Source organism: Rhodococcus sp. UFZ-B548, from assembly GCF_903819475.1.
Lineage (GTDB): Bacteria > Actinomycetota > Actinomycetes > Mycobacteriales > Mycobacteriaceae > Rhodococcus_F > Rhodococcus_F erythropolis.
On record NZ_CAIJDS010000034.1, the window covers coordinates 32,435 to 49,148 of the forward strand.

General features: G+C 62.1%; 13 protein-coding genes and 1 pseudogene. 6 read left to right on the forward strand and 8 right to left on the reverse strand.

From position 1 onward, the window contains the following. Positions 1-1,893 (forward strand): annotated as a pseudogene (locus tag H7C86_RS24370) (FAD-dependent monooxygenase). 73 nt (positions 1,894-1,966) lie between these two features. On the opposite strand, the gene H7C86_RS24375 reads toward H7C86_RS24370, so the two are convergent. Then, on the reverse strand, positions 1,967-3,496 hold the full coding sequence (locus tag H7C86_RS24375; RefSeq protein ID WP_019749190.1) for an MFS transporter: 1,530 nt from the start codon (positions 3,494-3,496) through the stop codon (positions 1,967-1,969). An 85-nt stretch (positions 3,497-3,581) separates the two neighbouring features. Here H7C86_RS24375 and H7C86_RS24380 point away from each other — a divergent pair, with 85 nt between their 5' ends. Both H7C86_RS24380 and H7C86_RS24385 read left to right on the forward strand, forming a co-directional pair. Next, positions 3,582-3,959 (forward strand): MarR family winged helix-turn-helix transcriptional regulator, encoded by a 378-nt coding sequence (locus H7C86_RS24380; protein WP_019749191.1) that lies wholly within the window; start codon positions 3,582-3,584, stop codon positions 3,957-3,959. A gap of 233 nt (positions 3,960-4,192) precedes the next feature. Then, positions 4,193-5,344: a N(5)-(carboxyethyl)ornithine synthase gene (locus H7C86_RS24385; RefSeq protein WP_019749192.1), complete on the forward strand. Its 1,152-nt coding sequence runs from the start codon at positions 4,193-4,195 to the stop codon at positions 5,342-5,344. 9 nt (positions 5,345-5,353) lie between these two features. On the opposite strand, the gene H7C86_RS24390 is transcribed toward H7C86_RS24385, so the two are convergent. The 5 genes from H7C86_RS24390 to H7C86_RS24410 all read right to left on the reverse strand — a co-directional run bounded on the left by H7C86_RS24390 (position 5,354) and on the right by H7C86_RS24410 (position 10,722). After that, entirely contained in the window at positions 5,354-5,725 is a 372-nt protein-coding gene (locus tag H7C86_RS24390; RefSeq protein ID WP_113684092.1) for a nuclear transport factor 2 family protein, read from the reverse strand. Then, on the reverse strand, positions 5,707-6,876 hold the full coding sequence (locus H7C86_RS24395; RefSeq protein WP_113684091.1) for a 3'(2'),5'-bisphosphate nucleotidase CysQ: 1,170 nt from the start codon (positions 6,874-6,876) through the stop codon (positions 5,707-5,709). Before H7C86_RS24395 ends, H7C86_RS24390 begins: the two co-directional genes overlap by 19 nt. Further along, positions 6,873-8,717 (reverse strand): adenylyl-sulfate kinase, encoded by a 1,845-nt coding sequence (gene cysC, locus H7C86_RS24400; RefSeq protein WP_113684090.1) that lies wholly within the window; start codon positions 8,715-8,717, stop codon positions 6,873-6,875. The genes H7C86_RS24395 and cysC overlap by 4 nt, the downstream gene beginning before the upstream one ends. Then, a complete protein-coding gene (gene cysD / locus H7C86_RS24405; protein ID WP_019749195.1) occupies positions 8,717-9,643 on the reverse strand; it encodes a sulfate adenylyltransferase subunit CysD in 927 nt (308 codons plus the stop codon). The genes cysC and cysD overlap by 1 nt, the downstream gene beginning before the upstream one ends. Before the next feature lie 143 nt (positions 9,644-9,786). Next, positions 9,787-10,722, reverse strand: a complete 936-nt coding sequence (locus H7C86_RS24410) for a helix-turn-helix domain-containing protein (protein WP_113684089.1) — start codon at positions 10,720-10,722, stop codon at positions 9,787-9,789. A 116-nt stretch (positions 10,723-10,838) separates the two neighbouring features. Here H7C86_RS24410 and H7C86_RS24415 point away from each other — a divergent pair, with 116 nt between their 5' ends. The 3 genes from H7C86_RS24415 to H7C86_RS24425 are packed head-to-tail and all read left to right on the forward strand — an operon-like array spanning position 10,839 to position 13,937. After that, positions 10,839-12,005 (forward strand): hypothetical protein, encoded by a 1,167-nt coding sequence (locus H7C86_RS24415; protein ID WP_182262377.1) that lies wholly within the window; start codon positions 10,839-10,841, stop codon positions 12,003-12,005. Positions 12,006-12,007: 2 nt separating this feature from the next. Beyond that, the gene (locus H7C86_RS24420) at positions 12,008-12,790 is read left to right on the forward strand and encodes an SDR family oxidoreductase (protein ID WP_007726165.1); all 783 of its coding nucleotides are present in this window, start codon (positions 12,008-12,010) and stop codon (positions 12,788-12,790) included. 7 nt (positions 12,791-12,797) lie between these two features. Then, positions 12,798-13,937 (forward strand): sulfotransferase, encoded by a 1,140-nt coding sequence (locus tag H7C86_RS24425; protein ID WP_020908307.1) that lies wholly within the window; start codon positions 12,798-12,800, stop codon positions 13,935-13,937. A gap of 73 nt (positions 13,938-14,010) precedes the next feature. Here the strand turns inward: H7C86_RS24425 and H7C86_RS24430 are convergent, their stop codons facing one another. Together H7C86_RS24430 and H7C86_RS24435 are read right to left on the reverse strand one after the other, a co-directional pair. Continuing rightward, on the reverse strand, positions 14,011-14,856 hold the full coding sequence (locus tag H7C86_RS24430) for an alpha/beta fold hydrolase (protein ID WP_113684088.1): 846 nt from the start codon (positions 14,854-14,856) through the stop codon (positions 14,011-14,013). Continuing rightward, positions 14,853-16,643: an amidohydrolase family protein gene (locus H7C86_RS24435; protein ID WP_113684087.1), complete on the reverse strand. Its 1,791-nt coding sequence runs from the start codon at positions 16,641-16,643 to the stop codon at positions 14,853-14,855. The genes H7C86_RS24430 and H7C86_RS24435 overlap by 4 nt, the downstream gene beginning before the upstream one ends. Positions 16,644-16,714 lie beyond the last annotated feature (71 nt).

Consider the following 16,714-nt stretch of genomic DNA (forward strand, 5'->3'; position numbering starts at 1 on the left):
ATGTCGACCTACTTTCATCCGAAGAAGTACGCACCCGAGGACTTCGCTTCCATGGCGCCTTCGGCCGACGCACTTCCCGTCGTGATCGTCGGAGCCGGCCCAGTCGGCATGGGCGTAGCCATGGGCTTGGCGCAGCGCGGCATTGCCGTCACGATTCTCGAAGCGGCCGATCAGGTCTCGTTCGGCAGTCGCGCGATCTGCGTGTCACGGCACAGCCTCGAAGTTGCCGAACGCCTTGGTTTCGGCGCCGAACTCGAAGACATCGTTCTACCGTGGGTGGGTGGTCGGAGTTACTACCGCGATCAGGAAGTACTGCAGTTCCGGATGGCATCCGCCGAGCACGACGCGCGCGGACCCATGGTCAACGTCTCGCAATCCGAGTTCGAACAGATCATGACCGACAAGTTGCTCGCCCACCCACTGGTGAACTTCCACTGGTCGTCGTCGATCGCCGGCATCTCCGGCGGTGACGACGAGGTAACTCTGACCGTCGACACCGCGTTCGGAACCCGCGAACTGCGTGCGGCGTGGGTCGTGGCTGCCGACGGTGGACGCAGCAAGATGCGCGAACTCAGCGGAATCCGCTTGCAGGGCAACAGCTACGAGGGCAACTACGTCATTGCCGACATTCATTGGGAATCGGAACTCCCGGCCGAGCGTCTGGTGTGGTTCGACGCACCCAGCAACCCGGGCTCCACGATCATCATGCACCGCCAACCACGGGACATCTGGCGCATCGACTACCAGCTCGACGCGTCGGACGATCCGGAGGCGGAGACGCAAGAAGATCGCATCCGTGACCGCATCACGCGTCACCTCGAATGGCTCGAGAGCGACATCCCCTGGACCCTGGAATGGTTCGGCTTCTACCGCGCCCATGCACTCGCCCTCGAAGATTTCACTCACGGCCGTGTGCTCTTTGCCGGCGACGCCGCGCATCTCGTTCCGATCTTCGGTGTTCGTGGCCTCAACTCTGGCATGGAAGATGCCGAGACCCTGGTGTGGCAACTGGCGGCCGTCATCAACGGAGCTGCCGATACCGCCATCCTCGACGCGTATTCGAAGGAACGTCGTAGCGCGTGGCAGCAGAACGTCGACAATGCAGGCAAGTCGACGCTCATCATGTCGCCCGGCAGTCACGGCTACCGAACCACCCGCGACGCCGTACTCGAACTCGCCACCTAGCGAAGCGAATTCGCGCACCTCATCAACCCGCGCCAGTCGAGTGCAACGCACGCCCGTCTCTCGCCGCTGACGTGGCCCACAGCTGCGGGCACCGAGGGCGTACTACCCGGGGATCCGCTGGAGGACAGAGTCGTCCAGGTCTCGGCGGACGGTTCGAAAACCTCCTTGAACAGTCTGCGCGGTACTGGATTCGGCCTGCTGGCTTTCGGACTGTCAGCTGAGCTGGTATCCGAACTCGACACGCAAGCCGAGATTCTCGCTCAGGCCCTTGCACCGGAAACCGTACGGGTGATCACCGCGGGAACTAACGACTCCACGATTCGCGATGCCGAAGGCAATCTCGCATCTGCCCTCGGTGCTCGTGTCGGCGAGATCTTCGTGATTCGGCCCGACGGATTGGCGCTCTGCCGCATCAGCGATCCCACGCAATTGAACGACGTGGCCAAGCACCTCACCGCCGGCACTGCGCCGACGCACTTCGATACGGCACAGTCGGCGACAACTGCGGTGATCGACGACGAGGGCCACCGCGAGCACGTCTGGTTGGCACTGTCGAACGCACTCGATCAGGCTGATCCGTCCGACCGCGAAGCCATGTTGGTGCGCCTTGCCTTGATTCTCGGTTCGCAAGCTACGTCGACAAGTTTCGACGCAGCCCTGAAAGACGCAGCCCCGAAAGACGCAGCCCTGAAATCTGCCACCCGATAGTTCAGACACAGCAACTCGGCCGCGCAGGATTGTCTCCTACGCGGCCGAGCGCATTCGCGGATGAAGCAAGTATTCAGTTGACCTCGGCCAATTCCTTTTCTTCCTCAGCGCGCCTTTCACGCACGGATCTTCCCCGCAGCGACCTTCCACGTACCAGCGGCGAGACGGTGATCGCCAAGCCCACCAGCGCGACTCCGGTAACCAGGATCAATCCGGGATGGAACTGTTCGAATCCGGCGGTACCGGCACCGGACGCGGTGTGCGATCCGGCGGTCACGAGGGCGGTAGTGAGAGCGAGTACGAGCGCCGCACCGACCTGAGCGGACGTGTTCACCAGCCCGGACGCCAAACCCTGCTCCGAATCGTCGACGCCGGAGGTGGCCTGGGCCATGATCGAGGTGTACCCCAACGCGAATCCGAGTCCGAGCAGGATGACGCTCGGCAGAATCGCCACGACGTACGACGGTGAATCGCTGCCCGCGAAGAGAAACCAGAGGTACCCGACGCTGAGCGAGGTCAGTGCCGCGATGATGAGCTTGGCACTGCCGTACAGGTCGACCAACCGTCCGACGAACGGTGATCCGAAGGCGACGATGATGCCCGCGGGGAGCAGTGCCATCGCCATCTTCAGGGGCGACCAGCCGAGGGCCGACTGCAGGAAGATCGTCATCATGAACTGGAAGCTCAGGTAGGAACCGAAGAGCGCGATGATGGCCAGATTCGCACGAACGATGGTGCCGACGCGCAGAAGCCCAAGTCGCACAAGTGGATGAGCCACCTTCTTCTCGACGAAAAAGAACGTCGCCAGAAGCACGGCTGCGACGGCGAACGAACCCAGCGTCATCGGGTGTGCCCACCCACGGGTCGGAGCCGAGACCATCGTGTAGACCGTGAGAAGCATTCCCGTCACCAGGGTGACGGCGCCGACGAGGTCGTGTCCCCCGGTATCTGCGGGACGGTCCCGCGGAATGAGGAAGTACCCACCGATCAGCGCGATGACGGCAAACGGAACCGGCATCAGGAACGTGAATCGCCAACCGGCACTGGTCAACAGCCCACCCAGGATCAGGCCCGACGAGTAACCACTGGCGCCGAACACGGAGAACACGGACAGCGCACGGTTACGGGCCGGGCCCTCTTTGAACGTCGTGGTGAGAATGGACATTGCAGTCGGCGCAGTGAAGGCCGCCGCCAGTCCCTTCACGAATCGTGATGCGATCAGCAGTGTTCCGTTGTCGACAAGGCCACCGACCAGCGAAGCGATTGCGAACACGGTCAGCGCGATCAGGAAGACCTTCCTGCGCCCGAGAAGATCGGCGGTACGTCCACCGAGTAGCAACAAGCCGCCGAATCCGAGGACGTAGCCGTTGATGATCCACTGCAGCGAAGTAGTGGACAGGCCCAGTTCATTGCCGATGGACGGTAGAGCGACGCCCACCATCGACACATCGAGACCGTCGAGGAACAACACGAGGCAGAGCACCGCGAGGATGCCCCACAGCTTGAGGGACCAGCCCTCTCCTGTGGCCGGATCCGTGGATTCCGTAGAACCCGGGGATTCCGGCGAATCGAATGGTTTGAGTGTCGAGTCTGTGCAAGTCACGTCAGCGAGAATAGATGCACATGCACTTAATGCACAAGCATTTAATGCAATTGCACGTAATCGAGTCTTCAACTAGAATGCGGTCGTGACGTCGGAATCGGAATTGCGCAACACCTGGCGCTCGTTGTCGACCAGCTACAACGACATCGCATGCGAACTCGATCGCCAGATGCAGTCGGCGCACGGCCTGAGTATGAGCGACTTCGAGGCCCTCGACCGACTCATGGACACCTCGTGTGAGCGTCCACGGATGCAGGATCTGGCTTCGGAGATGTACCTGAGTCCCAGTGCGCTCTCCCGCAGCGTCGCCCGCCTCGAGAAGGCCGGACTGGTTCAGCGAGCACTGTGCGAGGCTGACCGGCGCGGAGTCTTCATCGACGTCACCGACAAAGGTCGTCAAGTACACACGGATGCCAGCAAAATTCAACTGGCCGTGCTGGATTCACGCCTGCGCGAGCAGTAGCCCTACGTCGGAGCAGCACCGCACCTCGCCCGGCCGCCGGGCGAGGACCGTTCAGGACTAGACTGAGCACATACCGGCGCGCCTTTCTGTTGCCGTCGGCGATCGACAGCAGCGCAGCCGGCACGCCTTCACGCGATCCTGGCCGAGGCAATCTGCCAGCGTTCCTGCGGCTTCTGCTAGTCCCTCAGGCGCCTGCCTGACATCTCTACCTGCTCCTATCGAGAGATACACAATTGAACAACGCACGCACCCTTGGAGTCATCGGACAGTCGAGCAAACCGGCAGAACGCCGGTTGCCGATCCATCCTGCGCATTTCGATCGCATCGATGCCGAACTACGTTCTCGGATCTACCTCGAAGAGGGTTACGGCCACCCCTTCGGCTACTCCGACGACTACCTCTCGCGTCTGGTGGCCGGAATCCGCACGCGCAAGCAGATTTTGGCGGAAACCGATGTGGTTCTGCTACCGAAGCCGTTGGTGCGTGACCTCGCCGAACTACGGTCGGGTCAGGTTCTCTGGGGCTGGCCGCACTGTGTCCAGGACACCGAGCTGACACAGATCGCGATCGACAAGAAACTGACTCTCATCGCCTTCGAAGCGATGAACTTCTGGCACAGCGACGGATCGTTCAATCTGCATGTGTTCCACAAGAACAACGAGTTGGCCGGCTATTGCTCGGTACTGCACGCCCTGCAGTTGATCGGTTCCACCGGAGACTACGGCCGCCGTCTCACTGCTGCCGTGATCGGTTTCGGTGCCACTGCACGCGGCGCTGTCACTGCACTCAAGGCGCACGGTATCCACGAAGTGGACGTACTGACTCAGCGCGGCGTCACCGCCGTCAGCTCCCCCATCCACTCGGCGCGAATGGTCTCGTTCGACAACAACAACGGCGATGTCCGCGGCAGCCACGTCATGCTCGACAACCACAGCGTGCCGGTACCGGGCTTCCTGGCCGAGCACGACATCGTCGTCAACTGCGTACTGCAGAACACGGATGCCCCGCTGACGTTCCTGACCGAGGAAGATCTCATGGACTTCCAACCGGGAAGCCTCATCGTCGACGTCTCGTGCGACGAAGGCATGGGGTTCAGCTGGGCTCGTCCCACCTCGTTCGCGGATCCGACCTTCATCGTCGGCGACAACATCACTTACTACGGCGTCGATCACAGCCCGTCGTACCTGTGGAACTCCGCGTCGTGGGAGATCAGCGAATCACTTCTTCCCTACCTGCCCACTGTGATGGCAGGAGAGACGGCCTGGAAGGCAGACGAGACCGTCGACCGCGCCATCGAAATCCGTGACGGCGTCATCGTGAATCCCGCCATTACGCGTTTCCAGCACCGTTCGGCGGACTACCCGCACGCTGTCATCGCGGAATAGGCGCCCCGATCAGGCCTGGCCGGCTGCCGCGTTGATCGGTGCCATGTCGAAATAGTCGCGCCAGGCTTTGATCTTTCCGTCCTCGACTTCGAATACCCCCATGACCGGGAGCGCTACCTCGGCGCCGTTGATGGTGAAGACGTCGACGCGCTCGTTCATGACGGTGTTGCCGTCCGCGACCTGACGCTTGATCTGAAAGTCGATGTTGCCGAAGGCACCGACAAACTGCTCGATGAACGCCCGGACGGCCTCGCGACCGACCACGGGCTCCATCGGAATGTTGTGATAAACGACGTCATCGGTGAAGTAGTCGACGATCTTTGCAACATCGGCGGCCGCCCACAGCGCGCAGAAATCGGTGATCAGCTTGTCCGATGCCATTGTGTTCCAGCCTCTTTCGAATCGTTGTCGTAGGGTTCGATGATTGCCAGGATGCTTTCGATCTCGCCTGCCGGTATCCCGAAGTACTCGGTGACGAAAACTGTGACGGCCGGTGCCTGGCCAGGTGTTCCGAGGTCGAGCAGATACCGCGCGACGACGCTCTCGCCCCACTCACGCAGCGCGAGTTCACGTATCGCCACGATTCCGCGATATTGCTGCCCCTGTTCGAGCTCGTTGCTGATGAACGCGCCGGTGTCACCGGTTCGCTGACCGTTCTCGACCCGCCAGGCGTCAGTTGCGAATCGGACCTTCGTTGCGTCGTGAGTGAGCAATGCGTTCACGTATTCACGCGCCATGGCGACGCGCCCACTGACCGCAGACTCCGTGGAGTGCTTGGCAATTGCACCCAGGATCGACTCAGCCAACTCCGGTCGGCAGATCACGAGATCCGGAAGGTAGGGGTGAGATTCGTTGTAGAGCAGCGGCGAACCGTCGATGCGGCTGCAATGCAGCCCGGCCGCCTGTGCGACGCCGACGGGTGCAGCCGAATCCCATTCCCACTGCCCACCGGCGTGCAGGTAGGCGTCGACCTCGCCTCGCACCACCGCCATCGCCTTGGCGCCGGCCGATCCCATGTGCACCACGTCGGCGCCGAGTTCGGCTGCCACCGCTTCGGTGAATGCGGGTGGTCGCGATCCGCTGACTACTACGCGGAGCGGCGAATTCGCGGGAACCGAATCGGCCTCGTCGCCACTGGAGTACACCGCTCCGAGCGCCGGCTGAGCAACCGCGGCTGCGGTAATTCCGCTACCGCGCTCCCAAAGCGCCACGTGCACTGCCCAATCCGCGTGATCCGGCAAGCCGTATTCCTTGGAGCCGTCCAGCGGATCGATGATCCAAACCCGGGATGCGTCCAGACGATTGCGATCATCGGCAGACTCCTCCGAGAGCACGGAATCCTCCGGCCGTTCGGCGGCCAACCGGTCGAGGATGTAGGAATCGGCGGCCTTGTCGCCCCGGCGACCAAGCTCACGACCGTCGTCGACACCCAGGCCCTCGGCTCGGATCCCCAGGAGGATCGCACCAGCGGCCTGCGCCAATTCCGCCGCGAGTGCCTCGTCGGCGATTCTGCTGTGTGTGGATTCGCTCACCGGTCCAACACTTCCATAATTCGCAGCGCAAGTTCGGTAGGCGTTCCGTCTTCGGGTCTGATCACCAGCTCGGCACTGGCTGGAGCCTCGTACGGATCGTCGACTCCGGTGAAACCCTTGATTTCCCCGGCCCTGGCCTTGGCGTACATCCCCTTGGGGTCTCGGGCTTCACATTGCTCGATCGGGGTGTCGACGTAAACCTCGACGAACTTCAGCCCGGCGGCCTCGTGCGCCGCCCGCACTCGATCACGATCTTCGCGGTACGGGCTGATCAGGCAGGCCACTGCCACTGCACCTGAATCAGCGAACAACTGCGCCACCGAGCCGACTCGGCGGACGTTCTCGGCTCGGTCCTCGGCACTGAATCCCAGATCCGCGTTCAATCCGTGCCGGAGGTTGTCGCCGTCGAGGCGGTACGCCGGGATACCCGCGGCCACCAAGCGGCGTTCGAGTTCCACCGCGATCGTCGACTTACCCGAGGCCGAGAGACCGGTGAGCCAGATGGTGGCGCCGGCGGTCGCACGTTCCTCGCGAGAAACCTCCGAACTGTGCCAGACGACGCGCGATTCCTTGAGTGTCGGACCGTTGATCATTCCGGCCGCGACGGTATTGCCCGTGGTCTCGTCCACGAGGATGAAGCTGCCTGTCACGCGGTTGCGGCGGTAGGGATCGAACATCAACGGCTGCTGCGTCTTGATCGAGATGCGACCGATCTCGTTGAGGGACAGAGATTCTGCCTTCTCGTCGCGGTGCAGAGAATTCACGTCCAGGCGATAGTCGAGCTTGACGATCTGCGCTTTCGTGGAGCGCGTGGTGTGCAGCAACGAGTAGCGGTTGTTCTCCGACAGGGTGGTCTGTTCAGTCAACCAACAGACCATCGCATCGATTTCCTGCCCGACCTGCGGCCGGTTGTTGAGCCGACACAATTGGTCCCCTCGGCTGACGTCGAGATCGTCGGCCAGCTCGATGCAGACGGCCGAGGGCGCAAACGCTTCGTCGATCACGTCACCGCCCGGCCCGTGGACTGCCTTCACCGTCGAGGTGAATCCTGAAGGCAAAGCCACAATTTCATCGCCGGGCTTGAAGACGCCACTGGCAACCGTTCCGGCGTATCCCCGGAAATCGTGGAGGTCGGCATCTGTTTGCTTCTGCGGACGGATCACGTACTGCACCGGGAAACGCGCGTCGATCAAGTTGCGATCCGAAGCGATGTGTACCTGCTCGAGATGGTGCAGCAGAGAAGGCCCGTCGTACCAGGACATGTTCTCGGTCCGGGCAACGATGTTGTCCCCCAACAGCGCCGACACCGGAATGAACGTCAGATCGTGGACGTCCAGTTTGATCGCGAATTGCCGGAATTCTTCCTTGATCTCCTCGAACCGTTCCTGAGACCAGCCCACGAGGTCCATTTTGTTCACACACAGCACGAGGTGGGGTATCCCCAGGAGAGTCGACAAGAAAGCGTGCCGTCGCGTCTGTTCGAGCACACCCTTGCGTGCGTCCACCAGGATCAGGGCAAGGTCGGCCGTCGAAGCGCCGGTCACCATGTTGCGGGTGTACTGCTCGTGCCCGGGTGTGTCCGCGATGATGAACTTCCGGTGAGGGGTCGCGAAATACCTGTGGGCCACGTCGATCGTGATGCCCTGTTCACGCTCGGCGCGCAATCCGTCGGTCAGTAGCGCGAGGTTGGCGTACTCGTCGCCGCGTTCTCGACTGCTCCGCTCCACGGCCTCGAGTTGGTCCTCGAAGATCGACTTGGAGTCGTAGAGCAACCGGCCGATGAGTGTCGATTTTCCGTCGTCGACACTCCCCGCTGTAGCGACTCTCAGCAGTTGCGGCATCAGAAGTACCCCTCTTTCTTACGATCTTCCATGCCAGCTTCGGAAATCCGGTCATCAGCTCTGGTTGCGCCACGCTCCGTGATACGGCTCGCCGCAACTTCTTCCACGACAGCGGCCGGTGTTTCGGCCGACGATTCGACGCATCCGGTACACGTTGCGTCGCCGACCGTACGGAAGCGCACCAACGCCTCGTAGGACTCCTCGCCGGCACGAAGTTCGAGGAAGCGGGTGCGTGCCAACAACATTCCGTCGCGCGGAACCACTTCGCGACGATGGGCGTAGTAGATGCCGGGAAGGTCGATCCGTTCCTTCTCTATGTACTGCCAGATGTCGAGCTCTGTCCAGTTGGAAAGCGGGAAGATCCGAATGTGTTCACCCTTACGGTGTTTGCCGTTGTACAGGTTCCACAGTTCAGGTCGCTGCACCTTGGGATCCCACTGCCCGAACTCGTCCCGGAAGCTGAACACCCTCTCTTTGGCGCGCGCCTTCTCCTCGTCTCGGCGAGCACCACCGAACACGGCGTCGAACTTGTTGTCGCGAATTCCGCGCAGCAACGCGTGCGTCTGCAGGCGATTGCGACTCGAACCGACTCCGGTGTCCTCGATGACGCGTCCGGCGTCGATGTCGTCCTGCACGCTGGAGACGACAAGACGCAGGTTGAAGCGATCGACCGTGCGGTCGCGGAACTCGATCACCTCGTCGAAATTGTGACCGGTGTCGACGTGCATCACGGCGAACGGCAATGGAGCAGGCCAGAATGCCTTGGCCGCTACGTGCAGCATCACGACGGAATCCTTACCTCCGGAGAACAGGAGGACCGGCTTTTCGAAAGTCGCTGCGACTTCGCGGAAAATATGGACCGCCTCCGCTTCGAGTGCCCGCAAATGCGACAACTCGTAGGCGGGCGGGGTCTGGAGTGTTGCCATGTCTTTCGCTCCTGAGCATCACGTACTCCGTGCGGAACACCATTTCCGCATCGGTACATTTATGTACCGGACTGGTTCTAAATTGAACGCAATCACAGAATAGAACTCGTTCTACCCAAAGGTCAATGACCGGCAATCAGACGTCACAAACCGCGAACCGGACTCCGGCCACCAACTTCCGCCGTCACCGCATCCGCCGCCGCAACCAGCGCCACAGCCCTTCGCTCGATCTCGGCGCCCGTAATCGCCCCGCCCACATAAAGTGTCAGTACAAGGGCCTGATGCCCCTCGGCGTCGTAGGTCGGGGCCGCGATGAGACTGACGGGATGCTCGTCGTCAGAGCTGATGTCGCGCCCGAGGTACACCCTCTCACCCAGGCTCGACACCATCTCCCCGAGCAGTTCACGCACCTCCGGCGGAAGATCGTGCGTCGCAACGCCCGCCATCAGCGTGTGCAGTCGCTGCCCGACTGGATCCAGACTCTCGACCAGATACCCCGCAGCGCGACACTCGCGGACCACGTTCCACAGACGCTCGCGATCCAAGCGCACCGGCAGGCTCGGCTCTTTGCTCAGCCAACTGTCCATGTCGTGATCCGAACCCCAGAGGACGTACATCAGTCCGACCGGTGGTGCGAACGGGTACACCTGACCGACCTTGGCAGCGCGACGCGCTCCGATCGGTCCGGTCACTTCGAGAACGCTGATCTGATCACCGATCACACCGGACGCCGTGCACGTCGTCCCGAACTCCGTGCTCACCTTCTCCAGATGGGTGCGGGCAATGGGTCCGACGGCAAATCCTCGCTGAGCTGCACGTCCGGCCGCGATCAAGGCCGGACCGAGCCCATAGGTCTTCGACACCTCGTCCCGAGTCAGGTATCCACGATCAGCCAGCGCCGTGAGGATTCCCAAGCAGGTGGGCTTGCTGATCTCGAGCGCGCGGGCCAGTTCCGACAGCCCGAACCGCTGATCAGGGCGGCCGACGAGGTAGTCGAGCACCTGAACCACCCGTTCGGTGGGAGGCGATTGTCTCCCCCTCTGGCGTGCTGCTTCAGGCGTCTTCTCCGGTCCACCCATTGACCACTCCCTAGAACGCGTTCTATTGTCGAAATACCCAACATCTACCAAATAGGTACATATTTGTACCACGACGCTCTGGACCGGCGACATAGTCGGAACTGTGAGGAGCCAGCGTGCTGACGGACCCGTTTGCCGAGGCGATCGCCGAAGCCGAGAAATTGATCGAGACTGCGCCGCACATCAGATCCGAACAGGATCTACTGGAGGGATACCAATATCTGGCCGGCGGAATCATCGCGACGACGCATGCCGCCTGGGCCAGCGAAAAGACCCATCCGAGTTTCATCCAGGGCACCGGACCATTCACCAAGATGGGTCTCGACAACCCGGACACCCTCTACTTCGGCGCCCGTATCAACGACGACAAGGAATACAAGGTCACCGGAAAGCGCGGCACCACAGCCGATCTCAGCTTCCAGGTGTTGAGTGGGAACTACACCAACTCGAACGTTCCCGGCAGCGAAATCGCCTTCGACGACCGCGAGCTGGAGATAGACGACGACGGCAACTTCGTCGCTTGGTTCGGCCCCGGCCCCGCCGACGGACGAGCCAACTACTACACCCTGGCGCCCGGATCCTCGCAGCTGGTCGTTCGCGAGGTCTACAGCGACTGGAGTCAGCAGCGCGGCGTGATCCGCATCGAGCGCACCGATTCGATCGGGATCGCGCCGCCACCTCTCACCGCCGAAGAGACCGAGAAGCGTTACGCCAGGGCTGGGAAGGCACTGGTCACGCGGGTCAAGACGTGGCTCCAGTTCCCGGAGTGGTTCTACCTCAAGCTCACGGTCAACACCATGACCGAACCACGCCTGACACCGGGCGGGCTGGCAACGCAGTACTCGTCGGTGGGACATTACGAACTCACCGACGAGCAGGCGATGATCATCACCGTTGCCGCCTCCGACGCACCGTATCTCGGCTTCCAACTGGGGAGCCTCTGGTACATCTCACTGGACTACGTCAATCATCAGACCTCCCTCAACAACGGCCAGGCACAGGTCGATCCGGACGGGATGGTCCGAATGGTGGTCAGCGAGAAGAACCCCGGTGTCACCAACTGGATCGAAACCGTCGGACATCCGCGCGGCATTCTGCAGTTCCGTTGGCAGCGCGTGTCCCGCGAGCTGACGCCGCAGGACGGTCCCACCGTCGAAATCGTCGCCGTCGCAGATATTGCGAAGCACCTGCCGCATTTCGACACCAACACCATCACCGCCGAGGACTGGGCAGCGCGCATTGCCCAGCGCCAGGCCGCCATCGACAACCGAATGCTGGGGTAATCATGACCGCCTTGCTCGAAGACCGTGTAGTAGTCATCTCCGGAGTCGGCCCGGCACTCGGCCGCGCTCTGGCCCTTCGATGTGCGTCGGCCGGCGCGAGTCTTGTTCTCGCAGCACGTACGCAATCGCGACTCGACGACGTTGCGAAGGAAATAGTCGATGCCGGTGGGCGCGCCGTCACCGTTGCCACCGACATCACCGACCAGGCTTCCGCCGAGAATCTGGTGGCCGAGTCCATTGCCGCCTACGGCAAAGTCGACACTCTGATCAACAATGCATTCTCGATTCCGTCGATGAAACCGTTGGCTCGCACCGATTACCAGCACATCCGCGACAGCATCGAACTGACCGTACTGGGTGCGTTGCGCCTGACTCAGCTGTTCACGCCGGCACTTGCCGAGTCGGACGGCTCCGTGGTGAACATCAATTCGATGGTGTTGCGGCATTCGCAAGAGCGTTACGGCAGCTACAAGATGGCGAAGTCGGCCCTGCTCGCCATGTCGCAGTCCCTGGCCACCGAACTCGGCCCGCAGGGAATTCGTGTCAATTCGATTGCACCCGGCTACATCTGGGGCGACACCCTCAAGGGATACTTCGCGCACCAGGCGGAGAAGTTCGGCATGACTGTCGAGCAGATCTACGAGCACACTGCGTCGAACACCGACCTCAAGCGCCTGCCGACGACGGATGAAGTATCCGATGCGGCGATCTTCCTGGCGTCCCCGATGGCCAGCGCGATCACCGGCCAATGCATCGACGTCAACTGCGGCGAATTCCATCACTAGGAGCACCATGACTGAACGCACTCACGTCGGCACCGTCGAGGATCTCCATGCCTCGGCGACGCGGATGACCGGCCTGACGGACTTCGGCGTCGACGATTACACCGAGGCTCTGTCGGTCCTCCTCGAGTCTTACGACCGCGACGAGGATCTGACGCCCTTCGGCAGCAAGATCTCTCGGGTATTCCTTCGCGGCGCCTTGGTGGCCCGTCTCCTCAGCGAATCGGCGTGGAAGGAGCATCCGGAACACGCCGACGTCAAGATCGAGCGGCCGATCTTCGTCACCGGATTGCCACGCACGGGCACCACTGCCTTACACCGCCTCCTCACGGTCGACCCGGCTCACCAGGGCCTCGAGATGTGGCTGACCGAGTTCCCTCAGCCTCGCCCGCCTCGCGATACGTGGGAATCGAACCCGGTCTTCGCCAAGATCGAGGAGACATTCGGTCAACACCACGTCGAGCATCCCGAATTCATGGGCGTGCACTACATGTCGGCCAGCGAAGTCGAAGAATGTTGGCAGCTCTTGCGTCAGACGTTCAAGTCCGTGTCGTACGAGTGCCTGGCAAATCTACCCACGTACTCCGCATGGCTGAAGGACCAGGAGTGGTCGAACGCCTATGCACGACACAAGAAGAACCTGCAGCTGATCGGTCTGCCCGATCAGGATCGACGGTGGGTCCTCAAGAACCCGAGCCACCTGTTTGCGCTCGACGAATTGATGGAGGCGTACCCCGACGCTCTCGTCATCCAGACTCACCGCTCCCCTACGACGATCATTCCGTCGGTGTGCAGCCTGGCCGCCCAGGCGACAGAGGGTTGGTCGAACACGTTCACCGACAAGGTGATCGGCGAAAGTCAGCTCGAATTGTGGGCCAGGGGGCTCGAGCAGTTCGACAGTGCACGCGCACACCACAATCCCGCGCAGTTCATCGACGTCGACTATCAGGACTTCGTCACCGATCCACTGGGAACCGTCGAGAACATCTACACGCACTTCGACATCCCGTTGACATCTACCGCCCAGCAGTCGATGGAGGCCATGCACGAGGAAAGCCGCTCGGGTGCTCGCAAACCGTCGCACAAGTACACGCTCGAGGAGTTCGGCCTGACGAAGGAACAGGTGGAGGAGCGATTCGGAACTCGCTGACCACCGTTGGTCGACGACCTTGCTGACGACTGAAGCCCCCGCCGGACGGCGGGGGCTTCAGTACGCAACTCGGTCAGCTGCTGAAATGCTCGCCGAGCAACCGGTCCAACTCCGTCGGCGCCTCGTCGGGAATCCAGTGGCTCACACCCCGGAGAACTTCGAACCGATACGGACCGTCGACAAACGCGGGAGTGAGGGCAGAACCCTTGGGCCCGATGGCGGCGTCGCCGTCACTCCAGACGTGCAGGGTCGGCACGGTGACCCGGGCAGCTGCCGGGTTCGGCTTGGTCATCCACATCGCGCGGTACCAGTTCAGACCGCCGCGCAGTCTGCCGGGAGCGAGCATGGCGTTCAGATCGCGCCGCGCATTCTCCGGCGTCTGCCCACTCGAAACCAGGAACTTCTCGCCCAGCGATGACGAGGCCAGAATCTTCTCAGGAACGAAGGGTAATTGGAACGCCCCCATGTACCACGATTTCAGTCCCTGAGTGCTGGTCACCATCGCCTTGATGAAGGCCAGCGGGTGCGGAACCGACACCGTGGTAACGGTGTTGAGCAAATCCGGCCGTTCGGCAGCGACCTGCCATGCGACTGCGGCACCCCAGTCGTGGCCGACCAGGTGCACCTTGCCCACCGCGAGCGCGTCGATCAGCGCGACAGTGTCGGCGGCGAGTTCGGACCCGCGGTACGCCCAGCGCGCTTTCGGCCTGGCGCCGGGTGAGTACCCTCGCTGATCCGGCGCCACGGTGCGGAAGCCGCGGGTGTGCAGCAGCGGTGCGAGCTGATCCCACGAGCTCGAATCCTGCGGAAAACCGTGCAGGAGGACCACCACCGGACCGTCTGCCGGCCCTTCGTCGCGTACGTCGAAGGTCAGCCCGGACCGGGAGTACGAGGTGAGGCGATCCGCCGGTGTAGTCATAGCGCCACGCTAGCCTTCGTGACCCCTGTGATCGGAGCCTTTTCACCAGCGCGCAGGAACTGGCCTGTCTTTTCGATTCCGAATCCCGGGGCGAATTCGCCGTCCCGGTAGACGAGTCGGCCGTTGATCACCGTCGCGACGGCTGCGTCGTCGCTGCGGTTGACCATTCGGCTGATCCCACCGTACTCGGGGACCTTTGCCTCGAACAGGCCGTCCACCGACTCGTCGAGCCCGGCCGGATCGATGACAACGAAGTCCGCGCGGTCGCCCTGGCGTAGATGTCCGGCGTCGATGCCGTACCAGTCCGCCAGTTCACCGGTCAGGCGGTGGATTGCGCGCTCGATGGTGAGGAACGGCTTGCGGTCACTCTGAGCGTCCTTGACGCGCTTGAGGAGTCGCACCGGGTAGTTGTAGAACGCCATGTTGCGCAGATGTGCGCCGGCATCGCCGAAGCCCATCTGCACACCGGAACTCGCGGCGAGTTTCTTCGCGAACTTGGGCCGGTGATTGGCAATGGTGGTGCGCCAGCGAAGATCTCGCCCGTACTTCACCACCAGGTCGAGGTACGCGTCCACCGGGTGCACTCCGCGGATGTCACCGACCTGACCGAAGTTCTTGCCGATCAACGTCTCGTCCGGGCATCCCACGATGACCGCATCGTAGAAATTGCGATGCCAGATGCGGGGTGAGAACTTGTTGTCGTAGTCCTTACGGAATGCGCGACGGTACGACTCGTCCTGGAGCAGTTCGTTGCGCTCCACCTGGTCCTTGAGATGCAAAGCGGCGGCGCCGGCACCGAACTCCTCGAACACGACGAGGTCAATTCCATCCGCGTAGACGGTGAAGGGAACCGGAAGGTGCTGCCACTTGAAATCGGTCTTCGCGAAGCGATTGAGCAGTGGGGCCGCAGCGAGCATGAAGTACACGATCACCGGGTAGGCCTTCGAATCCGCACCGGAGAGCAGCGACGTCTTGAGCGGCTTCTTGCGTCCGATGGCGGAGCTTTCGGCGAAGAACGCCGCGACGTTCGGATGCAGGTTGATGGTCGGAGCGCTCTGCAAGATCTTTCCGCGATCGCGAAGGATGCGGTTGAGGAATCGGAACTCTTTCCACCGTGCATACGTCGACGGCAAAGAGCGAGAACGGTATTCGTCGCCGTCGATCTTGTCGAGGGCATTGGTCATCGACGACAGGCCAAGCATCCCCGCATCGATGGCGTCCTCGAGCATCGAGCCCATCCGGCCGAGTTCCGAGCGGGTCGGCTTGACCTTCTTGTCGGTGCCGCGCCCCAATCCGAGTACGTGCGTGCGGATGTCGGAGTGGCCGATGAATGCCGCGACATTGGGTCCGAGGGGAAGGGCTTCGAGTGCGGCGGTGTAGGCCGCGGGACCGGTCCAGGTCTTGTTCGCTTCGAGGATGCGCAGCACCGCGTCGTGGGGAACTGCTTCGACCCGGCTGAACAGGTCAGCGATTTCACGCGGGGTCGAATACACCGTCGACAGTGAGCAATTGCCGAGCACGACCGTAGTGACGCCGTGGCGAACCGATTCAGGAAGGCCTGGACTGACCAAGGCTTCGGCGTCGTAGTGCGTGTGGACGTCGACAAAGCCCGGGAGAACCCACTTGCCGGCCGCGTCGATCACCTCGGTGTCCGGCCCGATCTCCAGGCGCGTCGTGGACACCTCCGCGACCACGCCGTCTCGAATTCCGAGATTTCGACGCAGACCAGGAGCCCCCGTCCCGTCGAACCACAACCCGTCGTTGACCACGATGTCGAAAGCAGACACTGTCGGACTCCTCGCCTCACGTATGTGTTACCTCACGTTATAGACAGCGTTGAGTAAAAGTCAATGAACCT

Excerpts from the sequence above, each read along its gene's own strand:
- H7C86_RS24430 (WP_113684088.1), bottom strand. The coding sequence starts at position 14,856 with ATGACTACACCGGCGGATCGCCTCACCTCGTACTCCCGGTCCGGGCTG.
- cysD (WP_019749195.1), bottom strand. The coding sequence starts at position 9,643 with ATGGCAACACTCCAGACCCCGCCCGCCTACGAGTTGTCGCATTTGCGG.
- H7C86_RS24410 (WP_113684089.1), bottom strand. The coding sequence starts at position 10,722 with ATGGGTGGACCGGAGAAGACGCCTGAAGCAGCACGCCAGAGGGGGAGA.
- H7C86_RS24425 (WP_020908307.1), top strand. The coding sequence starts at position 12,798 with ATGACTGAACGCACTCACGTCGGCACCGTCGAGGATCTCCATGCCTCG.
- H7C86_RS24420 (WP_007726165.1), top strand. The coding sequence starts at position 12,008 with ATGACCGCCTTGCTCGAAGACCGTGTAGTAGTCATCTCCGGAGTCGGC.
- H7C86_RS24390 (WP_113684092.1), bottom strand. The coding sequence starts at position 5,725 with ATGGCATCGGACAAGCTGATCACCGATTTCTGCGCGCTGTGGGCGGCC.
- cysC (WP_113684090.1), bottom strand. The coding sequence starts at position 8,717 with ATGCCGCAACTGCTGAGAGTCGCTACAGCGGGGAGTGTCGACGACGGA.